Source organism: Citrifermentans bremense (genome assembly GCF_014218275.1).
GTDB lineage: Bacteria > Desulfobacterota > Desulfuromonadia > Geobacterales > Geobacteraceae > Geomonas > Geomonas pelophila.
The window spans coordinates 855,422-869,305 of the sequence record NZ_AP023213.1; the positions used below are offsets into that span (position 1 = coordinate 855,422).

15 protein-coding genes are annotated in these 13,884 nt (G+C 61.0%); 11 read left to right on the forward strand and 4 right to left on the reverse strand.

Features of this window, described 5'->3' with window-relative positions:
* Window positions 1-39: 39 nt before the first annotated feature.
* Window positions 40-2,046, reverse strand: coding sequence for a molybdopterin oxidoreductase family protein (locus GEOBRER4_RS03650; protein WP_185244268.1), 2,007 nt, complete (start codon window positions 2,044-2,046; stop codon window positions 40-42).
* Window positions 2,047-2,243: 197 nt separating this feature from the next.
* On the opposite strand from GEOBRER4_RS03650, the gene GEOBRER4_RS03655 reads away from it, so the two are divergent.
* Complete coding sequence (locus tag GEOBRER4_RS03655; protein ID WP_185244269.1) at window positions 2,244-2,801, forward strand: chromate transporter; 558 nt, start codon at window positions 2,244-2,246, stop codon at window positions 2,799-2,801.
* Window positions 2,801-3,325, forward strand: coding sequence for a chromate transporter (locus GEOBRER4_RS03660; protein ID WP_185244270.1), 525 nt, complete (start codon window positions 2,801-2,803; stop codon window positions 3,323-3,325). Before GEOBRER4_RS03655 ends, GEOBRER4_RS03660 begins: the two co-directional genes overlap by 1 nt.
* A gap of 6 nt (window positions 3,326-3,331) precedes the next feature.
* On the opposite strand, the gene GEOBRER4_RS03665 is transcribed toward GEOBRER4_RS03660, so the two are convergent.
* Window positions 3,332-3,640: a cytochrome c3 family protein gene (locus tag GEOBRER4_RS03665; protein ID WP_085813814.1), complete on the reverse strand. Its 309-nt coding sequence runs from the start codon at window positions 3,638-3,640 to the stop codon at window positions 3,332-3,334.
* 202 nt (window positions 3,641-3,842) lie between these two features.
* Here GEOBRER4_RS03665 and GEOBRER4_RS03670 point away from each other — a divergent pair, with 202 nt between their 5' ends.
* Both GEOBRER4_RS03670 and GEOBRER4_RS03675 read left to right on the forward strand, forming a co-directional pair.
* Window positions 3,843-4,841: a PilZ-like domain-containing protein gene (locus tag GEOBRER4_RS03670; RefSeq protein ID WP_185244271.1), complete on the forward strand. Its 999-nt coding sequence runs from the start codon at window positions 3,843-3,845 to the stop codon at window positions 4,839-4,841.
* A 169-nt stretch (window positions 4,842-5,010) separates the two neighbouring features.
* The gene (locus GEOBRER4_RS03675) at window positions 5,011-5,487 is read left to right on the forward strand and encodes a GreA/GreB family elongation factor (protein ID WP_085813812.1); all 477 of its coding nucleotides are present in this window, start codon (window positions 5,011-5,013) and stop codon (window positions 5,485-5,487) included.
* A 7-nt stretch (window positions 5,488-5,494) separates the two neighbouring features.
* Here the strand turns inward: GEOBRER4_RS03675 and GEOBRER4_RS03680 are convergent, their stop codons facing one another.
* The gene (locus GEOBRER4_RS03680; protein WP_185244272.1) at window positions 5,495-5,764 is read right to left on the reverse strand and encodes an acyl carrier protein; all 270 of its coding nucleotides are present in this window, start codon (window positions 5,762-5,764) and stop codon (window positions 5,495-5,497) included.
* A gap of 283 nt (window positions 5,765-6,047) precedes the next feature.
* Here GEOBRER4_RS03680 and GEOBRER4_RS03685 point away from each other — a divergent pair, with 283 nt between their 5' ends.
* Window positions 6,048-6,734 (forward strand): PilZ domain-containing protein, encoded by a 687-nt coding sequence (locus GEOBRER4_RS03685; protein WP_085813810.1) that lies wholly within the window; start codon window positions 6,048-6,050, stop codon window positions 6,732-6,734.
* Between the two features lie 20 nt (window positions 6,735-6,754).
* The gene (locus tag GEOBRER4_RS03690) at window positions 6,755-7,531 is read left to right on the forward strand and encodes an NRDE family protein (RefSeq protein ID WP_185244273.1); all 777 of its coding nucleotides are present in this window, start codon (window positions 6,755-6,757) and stop codon (window positions 7,529-7,531) included.
* 82 nt (window positions 7,532-7,613) lie between these two features.
* Here GEOBRER4_RS03690 and GEOBRER4_RS03695 read toward each other — a convergent pair whose 3' ends face one another.
* Window positions 7,614-8,774, reverse strand: coding sequence for a hypothetical protein (locus GEOBRER4_RS03695; RefSeq protein ID WP_226377878.1), 1,161 nt, complete (start codon window positions 8,772-8,774; stop codon window positions 7,614-7,616).
* Between the two features lie 537 nt (window positions 8,775-9,311).
* Here GEOBRER4_RS03695 and GEOBRER4_RS03700 point away from each other — a divergent pair.
* The 5 genes from GEOBRER4_RS03700 (at window position 9,312) to hisG (ending at window position 13,816) form a co-directional block, all read left to right on the forward strand.
* Entirely contained in the window at window positions 9,312-10,310 is a 999-nt protein-coding gene (locus tag GEOBRER4_RS03700) for an ABC transporter substrate-binding protein (protein ID WP_185244274.1), read from the forward strand.
* A gap of 139 nt (window positions 10,311-10,449) precedes the next feature.
* Window positions 10,450-11,349 (forward strand): ABC transporter permease, encoded by a 900-nt coding sequence (locus GEOBRER4_RS03705; protein ID WP_185244275.1) that lies wholly within the window; start codon window positions 10,450-10,452, stop codon window positions 11,347-11,349.
* On the forward strand, window positions 11,346-12,143 hold the full coding sequence (locus GEOBRER4_RS03710; protein ID WP_185244276.1) for an ABC transporter ATP-binding protein: 798 nt from the start codon (window positions 11,346-11,348) through the stop codon (window positions 12,141-12,143). The genes GEOBRER4_RS03705 and GEOBRER4_RS03710 overlap by 4 nt, the downstream gene beginning before the upstream one ends.
* A gap of 246 nt (window positions 12,144-12,389) precedes the next feature.
* Complete coding sequence (gene hisI, locus GEOBRER4_RS03715) at window positions 12,390-12,767, forward strand: phosphoribosyl-AMP cyclohydrolase (RefSeq protein ID WP_185244277.1); 378 nt, start codon at window positions 12,390-12,392, stop codon at window positions 12,765-12,767.
* Window positions 12,768-12,943: 176 nt separating this feature from the next.
* On the forward strand, window positions 12,944-13,816 hold the full coding sequence (gene hisG / locus GEOBRER4_RS03720; RefSeq protein ID WP_185244278.1) for an ATP phosphoribosyltransferase: 873 nt from the start codon (window positions 12,944-12,946) through the stop codon (window positions 13,814-13,816).
* Window positions 13,817-13,884 lie beyond the last annotated feature (68 nt).

Here is a 13,884-nt window from a genome sequence, read left to right on the forward strand (position 1 = left end):
TTCGGCAGGATAGTTAAAAGCATGAGGCAAAAATGTACATTAAAGCTCCCGGCGCACGTCGACGCGGTTGTCGTAGAAGGTGCTTCCTCCCCCCTCGTCGGTCAGGCGCTGCGAGGTGAGGGCGTTCACCGAGCGGCTCCCCGGCGCGTAGGCGAGCCACCAGACCCCCTCCGCGACCACGAGCCCCGCGGGGACCTTGTCCGTCGTCTTCAGGATGAAGGTCACCTCTCCCAACTGGTTCCAGGCCACCACCCGCTCGCCGTCGGCAAGCCCCTTGGCCGCGGCGTCGGCGGGGTTCATCCTGAGCTGCATCCCCCCCTGCCGGGCCCTTAGTTCCTCCTGTTCATAGAAGGTGGCGTTCAGGGCGTAGGGGTTCGGGGCGGTCATGAGCCGGAAGGGGAGGGCGCCGTTCTCCTCGTGGGTGGGTAGATACAAGGGGAGCGGGTGCGAAAGCTTCCGGTTCAGGATCTCGATCTTACCCGAAGGGGTCCGGTATCCCCCTTCTCTTGCTGCCAGCTCCACCGGGAGCCCGGCGGCGAGCGCCCCCTCGTCGATCCCCTGCCTAAGCGGCGTGGGGACGGCTAAAAGCCGGTCGATCACCTGGTCCGCGGACAGGGTGAAGAGTTCCTCCTCGAAGCCGAGCTCCGCCGCGAGGAGTGAGAACACCTCCCAGTTCGATCTGCTCTCCCCGACGGGGTCGATCGCCGCCTGTGCCCTCTGGATGCAGTAGGTGCCGTAGGAGCGGTAGATGTCGCTGTGCTCAAGGGAAGAGGTAGCCGGGAGCACGATGTCGGCGTAGCGCGCCGTGTCGGTCAGGAAACGCTCGTGCACCACGGTGAAGAGGTTCTCGCGGGAGAGCCCCTTCAAGACCGCGTTCTGGTCCGGTGTGACCGCGGCGGGGTTCGAGTGGTAGACGTAGAGCCCCATGACCGGCGGGTCGCAGAGCTCGTTCAGCGCCTGCCCCAGCTGGTTCATGTTGACCAGGCGCGGCGCCCCCTGAATCAGGTCCTCGCGCAGCAAAAGCGCCATCGGGAAGGCGGCGCCGGTCGCGGTGTCGGGGAAGCACCCCCCTCCTTCCTTGCCGTACGCCCCTACAAGCGCCGGCAGGCAGCAGATGGTCCGCACGGTCATGGCGCCGTTGCCGTAACGCGACAGGGCGCTCCCAAGGCGTATGAACGGGGCGCGGGCGGCCGCATAGGCACGCGCCATGAGCTCGATCTCCTCAACCGAAAGTCCGGTGATGCGGGCGCATGCCTCGGGCGGGTAGAGGGGGAGCACCTCGCGGCGGAGCTCTTCGTACCCCAGCACCTGCGAGTCGAGGAAGGCCGTGTCGGTGAGCCCGTCGCGGGCAATGACGTGCATGATCCCCAGCGCCAGGGCCCCGTCGCTTCCCGGGCGGACCAGGAAGGTGCGGTCCGCCGCCGCGGCGGTCGGGGTCTCGTAGGTGTCGATGAGCCACACCGAGCCGCCTTTCGCCTTGACCTCCTTCGCCTGGTTCAGGAAATGGATGCTGGTGGCGGCCGCGTTAATCCCCCAGAGGATCAGGAGGTCGCTCTTGCCGGCGCTCTCCGGGGCGGGTGTCGCCGTCTGCCCCATCACCGCCTGCCATCCCGCCCCCTTGGCCGGGGAGCAGATGGTGCGGTCCAGCCTGGAGGCGCCCAGCCGGTGGAAAAAGGGGTGCCCCGCGTTTCTCTGCACGATCCCCATGGTCCCCGCGTAGGAGTAGGGGAGGATCGCCTCGGCCCCGTGCTCGGCGATGATGGCGTGCCAGCGTCCGGCGATGGTCGTGATCGCCTCCTCCCAGGAGATGGGGGCGAACTCGCCGCTTCCCTTGGCGCCGGTTCTCTTGAGCGGCGTGGTGAGCCTCAAGGGCGAGTGCACGCTTTTCTCGTAGTGGCGCATCTTCGGGCAGAGGGTGCCGCGGCTGAAGGGATGCAGCGGGTCTCCCTTGACGCCGACAGCCTTCCCTTCCTCCACCTCCACCAGCATGCCGCAGGTGTCCGGGCAGTCGAAGGGGCAGACCGATCTCTTGGTGATTACGCTCATCTCTATCTCCTTTAACTCGGCTTAGGGGAAGGGCCCCTGATCTTCCGCTGATCGAGGGCGCCGTGGTCACTGCGGTCTTGGTAACGGGGGGGCAAAGGCGCCCGGGCCCCCGAAGGTCCTTTGTAATGTTTTTTGCCTTCTTTGACCAACACAAAATCGATCTTTTCTAAAGGCGGGGATCCTGCTATAAAGCCCGGATGGAAAACAAGGCGCAAAGAGTGACCCTGGCCGAGCTGGCGGCGACCTTCTTCATGATAGGGGCAACCGGTTTCGGCGGGGGGATGGCGGTGGTGGCGCTGGTCGAGCGGCGCTGCGTGAACGAGAAAAAGTGGCTGGAGCATACGGAGTTCATGCACGGGCTCGCCTTCAGCCAGATCCTCGGCCCTTTTTCGCTCAACAGCTGCACCTTCGTCGGCTATTATCTGCGCGGGACTCTCGGCGGCATCGTCGCCGCCACCTCGTTCATCGCACCGTCCTTCCTGCTGGTCTGCCTTTTGAGCCTGCTTTACTTTCGCTACCACGAGCTCCCGGAGCTGAAGTCGGCGCTGCTCGGTTCCAACCCGATCGTTATCGCGCTGATCCTGGTGGCGGCCCTCGGCATGGCGCGCAAGAACGCCACCCGCTGGGACAGCGCGGCCGTGGCCCTGATCGCCTTTGCCGCCTCCGCGTTCTTCGGGGTGAGCGGCCTCACCGTCCTCGTCCTGGCAGGGTGCTGGGGGCTGTACCAGGGGTGGCGTGCCGGGAGGAAGAACTGATGGGGGCGCTGCTGAAACTCTGCTGGGTCTTTCTCAAGATCGGGGTGGTCTTCTTCGGAGGGGGGTACGTCCTGATCCCGCTTTTGCACCGGGTCATGGTGGACCAGATGCATTGGCTCTCCCTGAAGGAGTTCCTGGACGGCGTGGCGCTCTCCCAGTTGACCCCCGGCCCCTTGGCGATGCTGGCCACCTTCACCGGGTTCAAGGCTGGGGGCTTCGCCGGGGCGCTGGCGGGGACCGTCTGCATCTTCCTTCCCTGCACGGCGCTGATGCTTCTTATCTCCAGCCGCTACAGGCAGTTCAGCCAGGTGCAGGCGGTGAAGCACTTCCTGAACGGGATACTCCCCGCTGTGGTGGGGCTGGTTCTCGCCGCCGCCTTCACGCTGGGCCGGACCTCTCTGGCCTCTGCCCGCGACTATATCCTCCTCGCCGCAGGTTTCCTGCTGCTCCAGTTCACGGCCATAGCGCCTATGGCCGTGATCCTTGGGGCTGCCGTGATCGGTTTGCTGCTGAATTTCAGCTGATGCAGCTTATTTCTTGTGGCACTTGGCACAGTTGCCGGCGGGCTTGAAGGCCCTCTTGCCGTTGTGGCACTCGCCGCAGTACTTCCCGGCGTTTATGTCCGCCATCTTCATCTGGGCCGCACCCTTCTTCATCTTGAAGATCTTCGTGTGACACTCGTTGCACTTCATCCCTTTGCCCGCGTGGGCGTCCCCCTTGAAAACGACTTTCCCCATGGAGGTGTTCCATTCCACCGACTTGCCGTTGCCAACGGCCAGTGCCTGGGACGCTGCGAATAACACGATAAGTGCGGCTGCCGATCTGGCGATCTTCTTCATAAGGCTTCTCTCCTCTAATGTCTCATTAATAACAACCCTACCTGTGATAACACAGGCGAAGGCGTTGTCAAGGCGCGGCCCTTCCCCCGTCACCGCCCGCTGAATGCCGGATTCTCTGCGCCTTCGCCCTTGCAAATCAAGCGCTAGTCGAGTTTAATGTGTCTGTACCTCAATCTCTTATTAAAAGGCCGTACGGGTTCTCATGGAAGACGAATACAGCGAGTACAGGGAATACCTTGGCGAAGGGATGCGCATCGAGGTCGGGATCCCGCTTTCGGGAGGGGGCGTGTTCCGGGACTGGGGCATCATCAGCGAGGGGAACCGGGACGAACTGGTGGTGCAGATCTCGCGCGACGTCCTCCCCTCCGAGGTCCGCTTCGACGTCGGCTTCATCCTCGACGTCAGCGTCTGGGTCAGGGCCGACGTCTACACCTGCGGCGGCATTGTGACCGAGAAGCTGGGGGGGCGGGTCTTGCGCATCCGTCTCTTCGGCGCCTTCACGCTGCGCGAGCGCCGCCAGTTCTTCAGGATCGACCTCGGGATGAGGGTCAAGTACGACATCATCGACGAATCGCTGCGCAGGGACGTGGAAAGGGACTGGGAGGTGCGCAAAGAGCACGAGCACATGAGGTTCCAGGGGTACGACGACATCGTCATCGCCTCGCAGATGGCGCGCTTTCCCCCGGTGAGGGTGATCCAGTGGGAGGACATCCTCAGGGCGCAGCTGAACCTAAGCGGCGGGGGGCTTTGCCTTAGAATCCCGCATAAGGTCCAGCCAGAGCAGATCTTGAACCTCGAGCTCCATCTTCCCCTGGATCCTCCGCGGGTGGTGCACACCGTGGCCCGGGTGATCCACATCAAGCCTCCCCGCGAACTCAGGGACGGCTCCTTGCGTTACGACACCGGGATGCAGTTCGACCTTTTGGACGAACGGGACCGCGACCTGATCTTCAAGCAGATCTCGGTGGCTCAGATAGAGCACCTGCGCAAGATAGCGGACAAGCGCGAGCCCTTGTACGCCGACCGGGCGCCTCGGGCGCCGTTGACCCGGCGGCAGATCCTGGCGCGGGTCGCCTGGGGCGCGCTCTTGCTGCTGCTGGCCTGGGCCCTGACCAGGTATTGCAGCAACTACTCCCCCTCCAACGAGATCCAGAAGACCTACGAGCAATCCATCAGGAAATACCGGCACCAGGATCAGTAAGGCCTACGGCTACGGCCTTGCCGGATTCGGGCATCGGCGCCACCGGCGCAGGAGAAAGCCGCCGCAAAAAGGCTTCCCCGGTTGCCTTGCGCGCCAAAGTCGATTATCATGCTCCCCCTGCCGGACCCGATCGGTCTGGGCGAGCAACTTAAGGAAGGAAGTGGGGACAATGGCGAGCAACATGATCAGCGCGGAAGGGCGCAAGAAGCTGCAGGAGCGCTACGACTTCCTCTGGGAGACGGAGCGGCCGCGCATGGTGAAGAACATGGCGGACGCGGCCGCCGAGGGGGACCGCTCGGAGAACGCGGAGTACATCTATTCGAAGAAGAGGCTGCGCGAGATAGACCGCGAACTGAAGCACCTGGGGGACAGGCTCAAGGTGGTGAAGGTGGTTTACCCGCCGCTTAACCCCGCCGCCGTGAGCTTCGGTTGCTGGGTCACCTATCAGGACGAGGAAGGGGAGGAGCGCTGCTACCAGCTGGTGGGGCCGGACGAGTTCGACGTCGCAGCCGGAAAGATCAGCGTCGACTCTCCGGTAGGCAAGGCGCTTTTGGGGCGCAGGGTCGATGACGAGATCACCATCAGGCGCCCTGCAGGCGACCTTACCGTGACCATAGTCGCCATCACGTCCACGAGGCCTGCGTGACCGGGGGCTACCCCCTGTTCCTTTTCTTCCGCTTTTTATCTACCAGCGCGTAGATGGTTTCCACCGACCTGAAGTTGTCGAGCGCTATGTCCTCGTCGTTGATCTTGATGTCGAACTGATCCTCAAGAAACAGTATCAGTTTCATCACCGCCAGCGAGTCCATCACCTCCGCCTCTATCAGGTCGTCGCCTTCACTCAGATGATGGACGTGCTTTCCCTTTCCCAGCTTGGTCTTGATGAAGTCGATTAGCGTTACCAGTCCATGATCTATGTGCATAATCGCTCTCCCGCTGTTGAACTGTTGGCAGAATAAAGGGGCAAAGGACGCCTTAGAGTTTAGCCGTCAGCGGGTCAACGTCAAAAAATCCTGCGGACACGGAAAGTTCAGGATCTCGTTCACCGAGCTTTCCCGTTTGAAAGCATTTGACCTTCTTTTTTTAATAGCTATATTGTAGCATTCCGGTACGGGTGACTTCCCCCCGTTGACGTGCAGCGGCCCTTAGAAACGATCCGTGCATTACTTCAGCAGCGTCCCAGGCGCCAAAGGAAGAAAAGCTCCAATGTCAGAAATAAGGATACTCATAGTCGTAAAGGATGCTGAGACAGCGAGTGCTTACGTTGATGCTGTGACCGGGAGTGGGGCCGCCTGTGACGTCGCACACTCTTTCCAGGACATGTCCGAACTGGCCACGGAGAGGCTTTACAACGGGATCGTAGTCGACGTATTGACCCTGGTGCGCTGCAGCAAGGAAGAGAAAGCCATAGCCTACGAGATCATCAACCTCTTCCCGGTATTGCGGGTCAAGTGGGAGCCGCGGCAAAAGAAGATCAAGCTCACCCCGCTGGAGCAGAGCTTCTCGCCCGACACCGATTCGGCGCTCAGGTTTTTCATCCAGACTCGCTGCAAGGCCTTTCCCGCCAGGAGCCTGCGCAAGGACAAGCGCAAGCTGGTCAACCTGAACCTGCTCTACTGCCGCGACGACCGGTTCCTGGACGGGGAGGCCCACAAGTCTTTCACCATCAACCTCAGCTCGAGCGGGGCCTTCCTGCACACCATGGAGGATTTCCGGCTCGGCGAAAAGATCTGGCTGCGGTTTCTGGAGTTCGCCGATCAGGCCCCCATCGAGGCCACCGTCTGCTGGTCCTTGAGCTGGGGAGTCTCCCGCTGCATTCCGGGAGCCGGGGTCAAGTTCGAGGCGCTCTCGGAGAGCCAGAAACAGGACCTTGAGCGCATCGTCAACCTCTGACATTCCCCGCAGGAAACCCCATGTGCACTCTGCTTCTGGCCTACCGGGCCCATCCACGTTACCCCCTTGTCCTTCTCGCCAACCGGGACGAATACTACCAGCGCCCCACGGCACGGGCCTCCTTCTGGGAGGACGCGCCGCAACTCTTCGGAGGGCGGGACCTCCTGCATGGCGGCACCTGGCTCGGCATCACCACGACCGGGAGGATTGCCGCCTTGACCAACTACCGCGACCCCGCCGACCTGGTTCGGCAGGGGCTTTCGCGCGGCCGGCTGGTGAGCGGCTTCTTGAAGGGTGTGGAGGATGCCGAAGGGTACCTTGAATGCCTGAGGGCGGCGGCGGGCCCCTTCGGAGGCTACAACCTGGTCGTCGGGACGCCTATGCGCCTTCACTGCTATTCCAGCAAGACCGATGAGGCCGTGCAGCTGGAGCCGGGGATCCACGGGCTCAGCAACCGGCTTTTGAACACCCCCTGGCCCAAGGTGGTGCGGGGGACGCAGGCGCTTAAGCGGGCGCTTGGCGCAGGCGAACCTGACCTGGAAGAACTCTTCGCCATCCTCGCGGACCGCACCCACCCTCCCGACGACCAGCTTCCGGACACCGGGGTCGGGCTGGAGCTGGAGCGGCTTTTATCCCCCATCTTCATCGAGAGTGAGCGCTACGGGACGTGCTCTTCCAGCGTGCTTTTGGTGGGGCGCGACGGGGAGGCGAGGTTCGTGGAGAGGAGCTTGGAGCAGGGGCGGTGGAGCGAGGCCGCGGTGACCATGGATTGGTCCGCGGTGCTGAACGGGGAGTGAAACGAAAAGGAGCGGCACCCGCCGCGTCGGCCCTGGGCTCGACGCGGGAGGAATGCCGCTCCTTTTAAATTGAAACCGGTTGTTACTGGTACTGGATGTAGAGCGGTTTCGGGTGCAGCATCAGCACCTCTTTAGGGGTGAGCAGCGCGTCACCCTTCTTGGTGTCGTTGTGGTAGAAGAGCTTGAACCCGGTGTACTCGACCGGTTCCGATACGATGTAGTCCTTGTAGGAGTCGCGCTTGAGCCAGGGCGCGCCCCAGCCGTCCATGTTCATCACGATCTGCACCTCGGGGCGCAGCGTTATGTTCTTCGCGTTGGTGACGCCGTTGCGGGTGAAGCGGTGCACGACGAAGACCTTCGGGGGGAGGTTGTACTTCTTCACCAGGTCCTTCAGGTAGTTGGAGGCGTAGTTGATGTCGGCCGCGTCGTAGGTGCCGATCTTCGTTCCCGGCTTCTTGCCGCTCTTGATCAGGTTGAACTCCGGGTCGATCCCCAGGTGCACGTCCGGGTTCTTGAGGATCCACTCGAAGCGCGGCAGGATGTTGCGGATGTTGTCGTGACCGGTCTGGATGTCGATGAACATGATGGCGTTGGCCTGCTTGGCCCAGCTGTACACGTCGTTGATGATCTTGTCCGGCATCACCATGCGGTAGAGGCCGGCCTTCCCCGGCTCGCCCTGCGCTACCACAGCGATCAGGTGCAGGGCCGGCTGTGCCGGGTGCGCCGGGTCGGCGGCCTGCCACTTGGCGGCCTCGCGCTTCAGGCGCTGCAGCATGTCGTCCTTCTGGTATTCGCCCAAGGCACCCATCTTCTTGGAGAGGGGGTTGCCGTAGTAGGCGACGATCCTCTTCTGGGGGAGGATTGAACCGGGGAGCGTGGCCGGAGTCTTCACCGGCCAACCTTTCCTGGCGGCGAAATCGGGGTCTTCCCCGGCGCGGTACGACACCTTGGGACCGGCGGCTTTCCCTTTGCCCCCCTTGGCGGGGGTGGCGGCGCCGGTCTGGTTGTCGAAGGCGGGCGTCGTTGCTGCCGGTTGCCCCGGTTCAGCAGCGGGAGCAGGGGGCGCGGCCGGCGGCTGGGCCGTGGCCGAAGTCGCCTGCCCCTGGGCCACGGTCTGTGCGGACGCGGTGGCGGCGCTGGGTTTGTTATCCTTGCATCCCCAAAGGCCGATGGGCAGTGCCAAAAGGGCAAAAAGCAGCATGGCGCGGGGGTGTTGACGGTTGGGCAGGTGCGGGTGCTTCACGTAGTATCTCCTTGAGTGGGTATGTCAATGCCGCAAGCGGCGTGTAACTCGTGTGGTCGCACGACCTGAAAGCGGTCACTTGGGCCGCTAATCTAACTTTCTTCGTATCTGAGGTTGCTGGGAAATGCGGGGCGGCGTCCAGAGACCGGTTACGCCGTTGCAGGGGCGGGCTCTTCTTGCCTGGTACTGTATCTAAAAAGGGCAAAACCATGCAGCTCGCGGTACTTTACCCTTTTTCCGGCGGCGGTGTCAACAGTCAGCGCCCTGGTTCTTATAGTTGATTCTAATTGATGACCGGTTTCCGCCCCTGCACTGTCAGTTTTTTTTCGGTTTGCGCCGAGACTCTGTTCCGCTTGTTGGCACTATGGCGTTGACGATCGCTCTTCATGAGTGTTATGCTGCTGCACCGAAACCGGTCTGACCTCTTGCGCGCAGCTCGCCCCTTTCAGGTCATTTCCATCCCTTATTTATACTTGCCGTACTTACCATATGTAGTCACAGCAAAAGAATCTAATTTAATGTAACTGGAGGTGTGTGGTGAACAAGAATTTTCGTAGCGTGATGCTCTGTTTCGCTCTGTCCCTGGTCTGCGCGGCGGCTGCTTTCGCGGCGGCCCCGTCCAAGCCGGTGCTGATCGGCATCTCTAAGATCGTTTCCCACCCGGCGCTCGACTCGGTGGTGAAGGGAGTCCAGGACGAGCTGAAGAGCGCCCGGATCAACGCGACCTTCGACGTCCAGAACGCCAACGGCGACATCAACACTGCCGCCTCCATCGCCAACAAGTTCCAGTCCGAGAAGGTGAACCTCGCCGTAGGCGTCGCCACTCCGACCTCCCAGGCCCTCAAGAACACCCTCAAGGGGATCCCCATCGTCTACTCAGCGGTCACCGACCCGGTCAAGGCGGGGCTCGTCCCCTCCCTCACCAAGGGGGGCAAGAACATCACCGGCGTGTCCGACATGACCCCGGTCAGGCAGCAGATCGAGATGCTGCTCAGGATCAAGCCCAAGACCAAGCGCATCGGCCACATCTACACCAGCTCCGAGGAGAACGCCGTGGTTCTCGCCGGGATGGTGAAGCAGGTATGCAAGGAGAAGAGGCTCGAGTTCGTGGAGACCACCGTCACCAAGTCGGCTGAGGTGAAGCAGGCTGCCCAGGCCATCGCGCACCGCGTCGACGCCTTCTACATCAGCACCGACAACACCGTGGTCTCCGCGATGAGTGCCGTGGCGGACGTCGCCAGCAAGGCGAAGATCCCCATCATGTCGGCCGATCCCAGCTCCTCCGAGACCTACGACGTCCTCGCCGCCTGGGGCTTTGACTACTACAAGATGGGGCGCGCCACCGGCAAGGTGGTGATCGATATCCTCAAGGGCAAAAAGCCCGAGCAGATCCCGACCCGCTTCATGACCAAGGCGTCCGACGTCGACCTTTTGATCAACCTCGACGTCGCCAAGAAGCTCGGCCTCACCGTCCCGGCGGACATCGTGAAGAGCGCCAAGACCATACGCCAGAACGGCAAGCTGACCAAGAAATAAGCAAGAGAACCAATGGCCACGGAGAAAATCTGAAGAACCGCAGAGAGGTTTTTTACCTTTCTCAGATTCGCTCAGACTTTCTCCGTGCCAAGGGTTTTGCTTTTGATTCCGGTTTCAAGAAGGGTTAACGGTTCCTGTTATGATCGAAGGCATTTTTGTTGAAGGGCTGATTTACGGCATCATGGTCCTCGGGGTGTTCATCTCCTTTAGGGTCCTCGACTTTCCCGACCTCACGGTCGACGGCTCCTTTCCCCTGGGGGCCGCCCTCATGGTGCAGTGCCTCGTCATGGGGATGAACGGCTGGCTCGCGCTCCTCGTCGCCTTTGCCGGGGGGGTGCTGGCAGGCGTGGTGACGGCTCTTATCCACAACCACTTGAGGGTGCCGAACCTCCTGGCGGGGATCCTCACCATGACCATGCTCTACTCGGTCAACATCCGCATCCTCGGCAACCGGGCCAACGTTCCGATCCTGGATCAGCCGACCATCCTGAAGCAGGTCACCGAGAAGTTCACCGGTATCATCCCCGACGACTACATACTCCTGGTCTTCTTCCTGGTAGTAGCCCTGGTGGTGAAGGTGCTGCTTGACCTCTTTTTCCGCACCGACCTCGGCATGACGCTTGGCGCAATGGGGAACAACGAGCAGATGGTCATCTCCCAGGGGGTGAACCCCAAGACGCTGAAGACCATCGGCGTCGGCCTCTCCAACGGCCTGGTCGCCGTCTCCGGCGCTTTCGCCGCGCAGTACCTGGGCTTTGCCGACGTGGGGCTGGGTCAGGGGATCATCGTTTCCGGCCTCGCCTCCGTCATGATCGGGGAGTTCCTGGTGCTGAAGAGTAACCGCATCGGCGTGCTCACCTTCTGCGCGCTTGCCGGCTCCATCTGCTTTTACGCCGTCATGTACGTCGGGCGTTTCTACGGTTACGTGATCCACATGACCCCGAGCGACCTGAACCTCATCAAGGGCGTGCTGATCATCGTCCTGCTCGTCTTGACCCAGGCCAAGAAACTGAAGGTTCCCTTTAAGGTGGCAAAATGATAGAGCTCAAAAACGTTTCCATCGTCTTTGGCCAGGGGACCGTCAACGAAAACAAGGCCCTGAACAACATCGACCTCAAGGTGAAGGAAGGTGACTTCATCACCATCATCGGCTCCAACGGGGCCGGCAAATCCACCCTGTTCAACACCATCGCCGGTACCTACCTTCCTAGCGAGGGGCAGATCTTTGCCAACGACAAGAACGTGACCAGGGATCCGGAATACAAGAGGGCGAAGTACATCGGCAGGATCTTCCAGAACCCGCTGCTCGGCACCGCCGGCAACATGAGCCTGGAAGACAACATGGCTATCACCCACAAGAAGGGGATGAAGTGGCTCAGGCGCAGCCTCAACGCCAAGAGCCGCGAGATCTTCCGCCAGGAGCTGGTGCAGCTCAGGATGGGGCTCGAGCACCGGATGAAGGAGAACCTGGTGATGTTCTCAGGTGGGCAGAGACAGGCGCTCACCCTCTTGATGATGGTGCTTTCCAAGCCGGCCCTGATCCTTCTGGACGAGCACACGGCCGCGCTCGACCCGAGGGCGGCCGAGATCGTGCTGGAGCTGACCGACAAGTTCATCAACGAGTACAACCTGACCGCCATGATGATCACCCACAACATGAGCCACGCCATCGAGTTCGGCAACCGGTTGCTAATGATGGACGGCGGCGAGATCATCTTCGACGTCGAGGGGGAGGCGAAAAAGGCACTCACCGTGGAGAAGCTGATCCAGAAGTTCCACGAACTGCGTCACAAGAGCTTCGAGAACGACAGGACCCTGCTCGCGGAGGACTAGGCGTAGGAGAACAGAGACAATCGAAAGGCCCGGCAGACATGTTCTGTCGGGCCTTTTTCTTTTAAAAACCGCAGCGTTGCCCACGGAGAAGATGTCACAACTTCTAAGAAAACCTTTTTGTTCCCCTCAGACTATCTCCATAGCTGATTGTTTTGGTGTCTACATAATCATTGACACATCTCTTTCCCTCGGTGTATTAAAAGACACTTTTTTATCAATAATGCTGCGGAAGGACTGAGAGAAACCATGATAAAGATCGATTTCGAGAAGATGGGTGGACTGATCCCTGCCGTTATCCAGGACAACGAAAGCGGCGAAGTGTTGATGGTCGCGTTCATGGACGAGAAGACCCTGAACCTGACCCTGGAAAGCGGCAAGACCTGGTTCTTCAGCCGCACCAGGAACAAGTACTGGATGAAGGGAGAGGAGTCCGGCAACACCCAGGACGTGGTCGAGGTTTTGACCGACTGCGACGCGGACACCGTCGTGATCAAGGTGAAGCAGAACGGCCCCGCCGCCTGCCACACCGGCAACCGCAGCTGCTTCTACGTGAGATACGAAAACGGCGCCTGGGTAGAGCACTCCAACCCGCTCTTCGATCCCAACGCCGTGTACAAAAAATAGGAGACAAAAACCTTTAGCCATGAAGAACATCTGAGAACTTCAAAGAGTGGTTTCTGGGTTTAACCTTAAGGCTTTTCGTCTTTCTCAGAGTTCTCTGTTGCTAAAGGTCTTACGCTTTTTCGGTTCACGCTTTTCTGTTTTCTGCTTCTATTCTATTTAATCGAGAGAGGGCACCAATGGAACAGTTGAAACTCGGCATCCCGAAGGGAAGCCTGGAAAGCGCCACTGTAGATCTCTTCAAGAAGGCCGGCTGGCAGATATCCATCTCGTCGCGCAGCTATTTCCCGACCATAGACGATGAGGAAATAAAGTGCTCCCTGATGCGTCCCCAGGAGATGGCGAAATACGTCGAGCGCGGGACCATCGACGTCGGCATCGCCGGCCGCGATTGGGTGCGGGAAAACCAGTCGGACGTCATCGAACTGTGCGAGATGGTGTACTCTAAGGTTTCCCGCCGTCCGGCGCGCTGGGTGCTGGTGGTGAACGGCGACTCGAAGGTGAAGGGACCTGAAGACCTGCGCGGCGCCACCGTCTCCACCGAGCTCGTCGGTTTCACCAAACGCTACTTCGCCGAAAGGAACATCCCGGTCAACGTCGAGTTCTCCTGGGGGGCGACCGAGGCGAAGGTGGTCGAGGGGCTTTGCGACGCGATCGTGGAGGTGACCGAGACCGGCTCAACCATCAGGGCCAACGGCCTGCGCATCGTGACCGAGCTGATGGAGTCGGTTCCGGTCATGGTGGTCAACAAGGCAAGCTGGGAAGATCCCTGGAAGCGGGCGAAGATCCAGCAGATCGCCACCCTGCTCCAGTCGGCGCTCAGGGCCGAGGGGATGGTGGGGCTCAAGATGAACGCCCCGGGCACCAAGGTGCCGGCCATTACCGCCATCCTGCCTAGCCTCAACAACCCGACCGTTTCCAACCTCTACAACTCCGACTGGGTCTCCATCGAGAGCATCATGCCCGAGCAGGAGGTGCGCCGCATCGTCCCCGAGCTCCTCAAGCTCGGCGCGGAAGGGATCGTGGAGTACTCCCTCAACAAGATCATCTGAGGCAACAAGCGTCGGCCACGGAGAAAGTCCCTCTCAGGCCTTCTCCGTGGCCGATTGTTTCGTTTCGG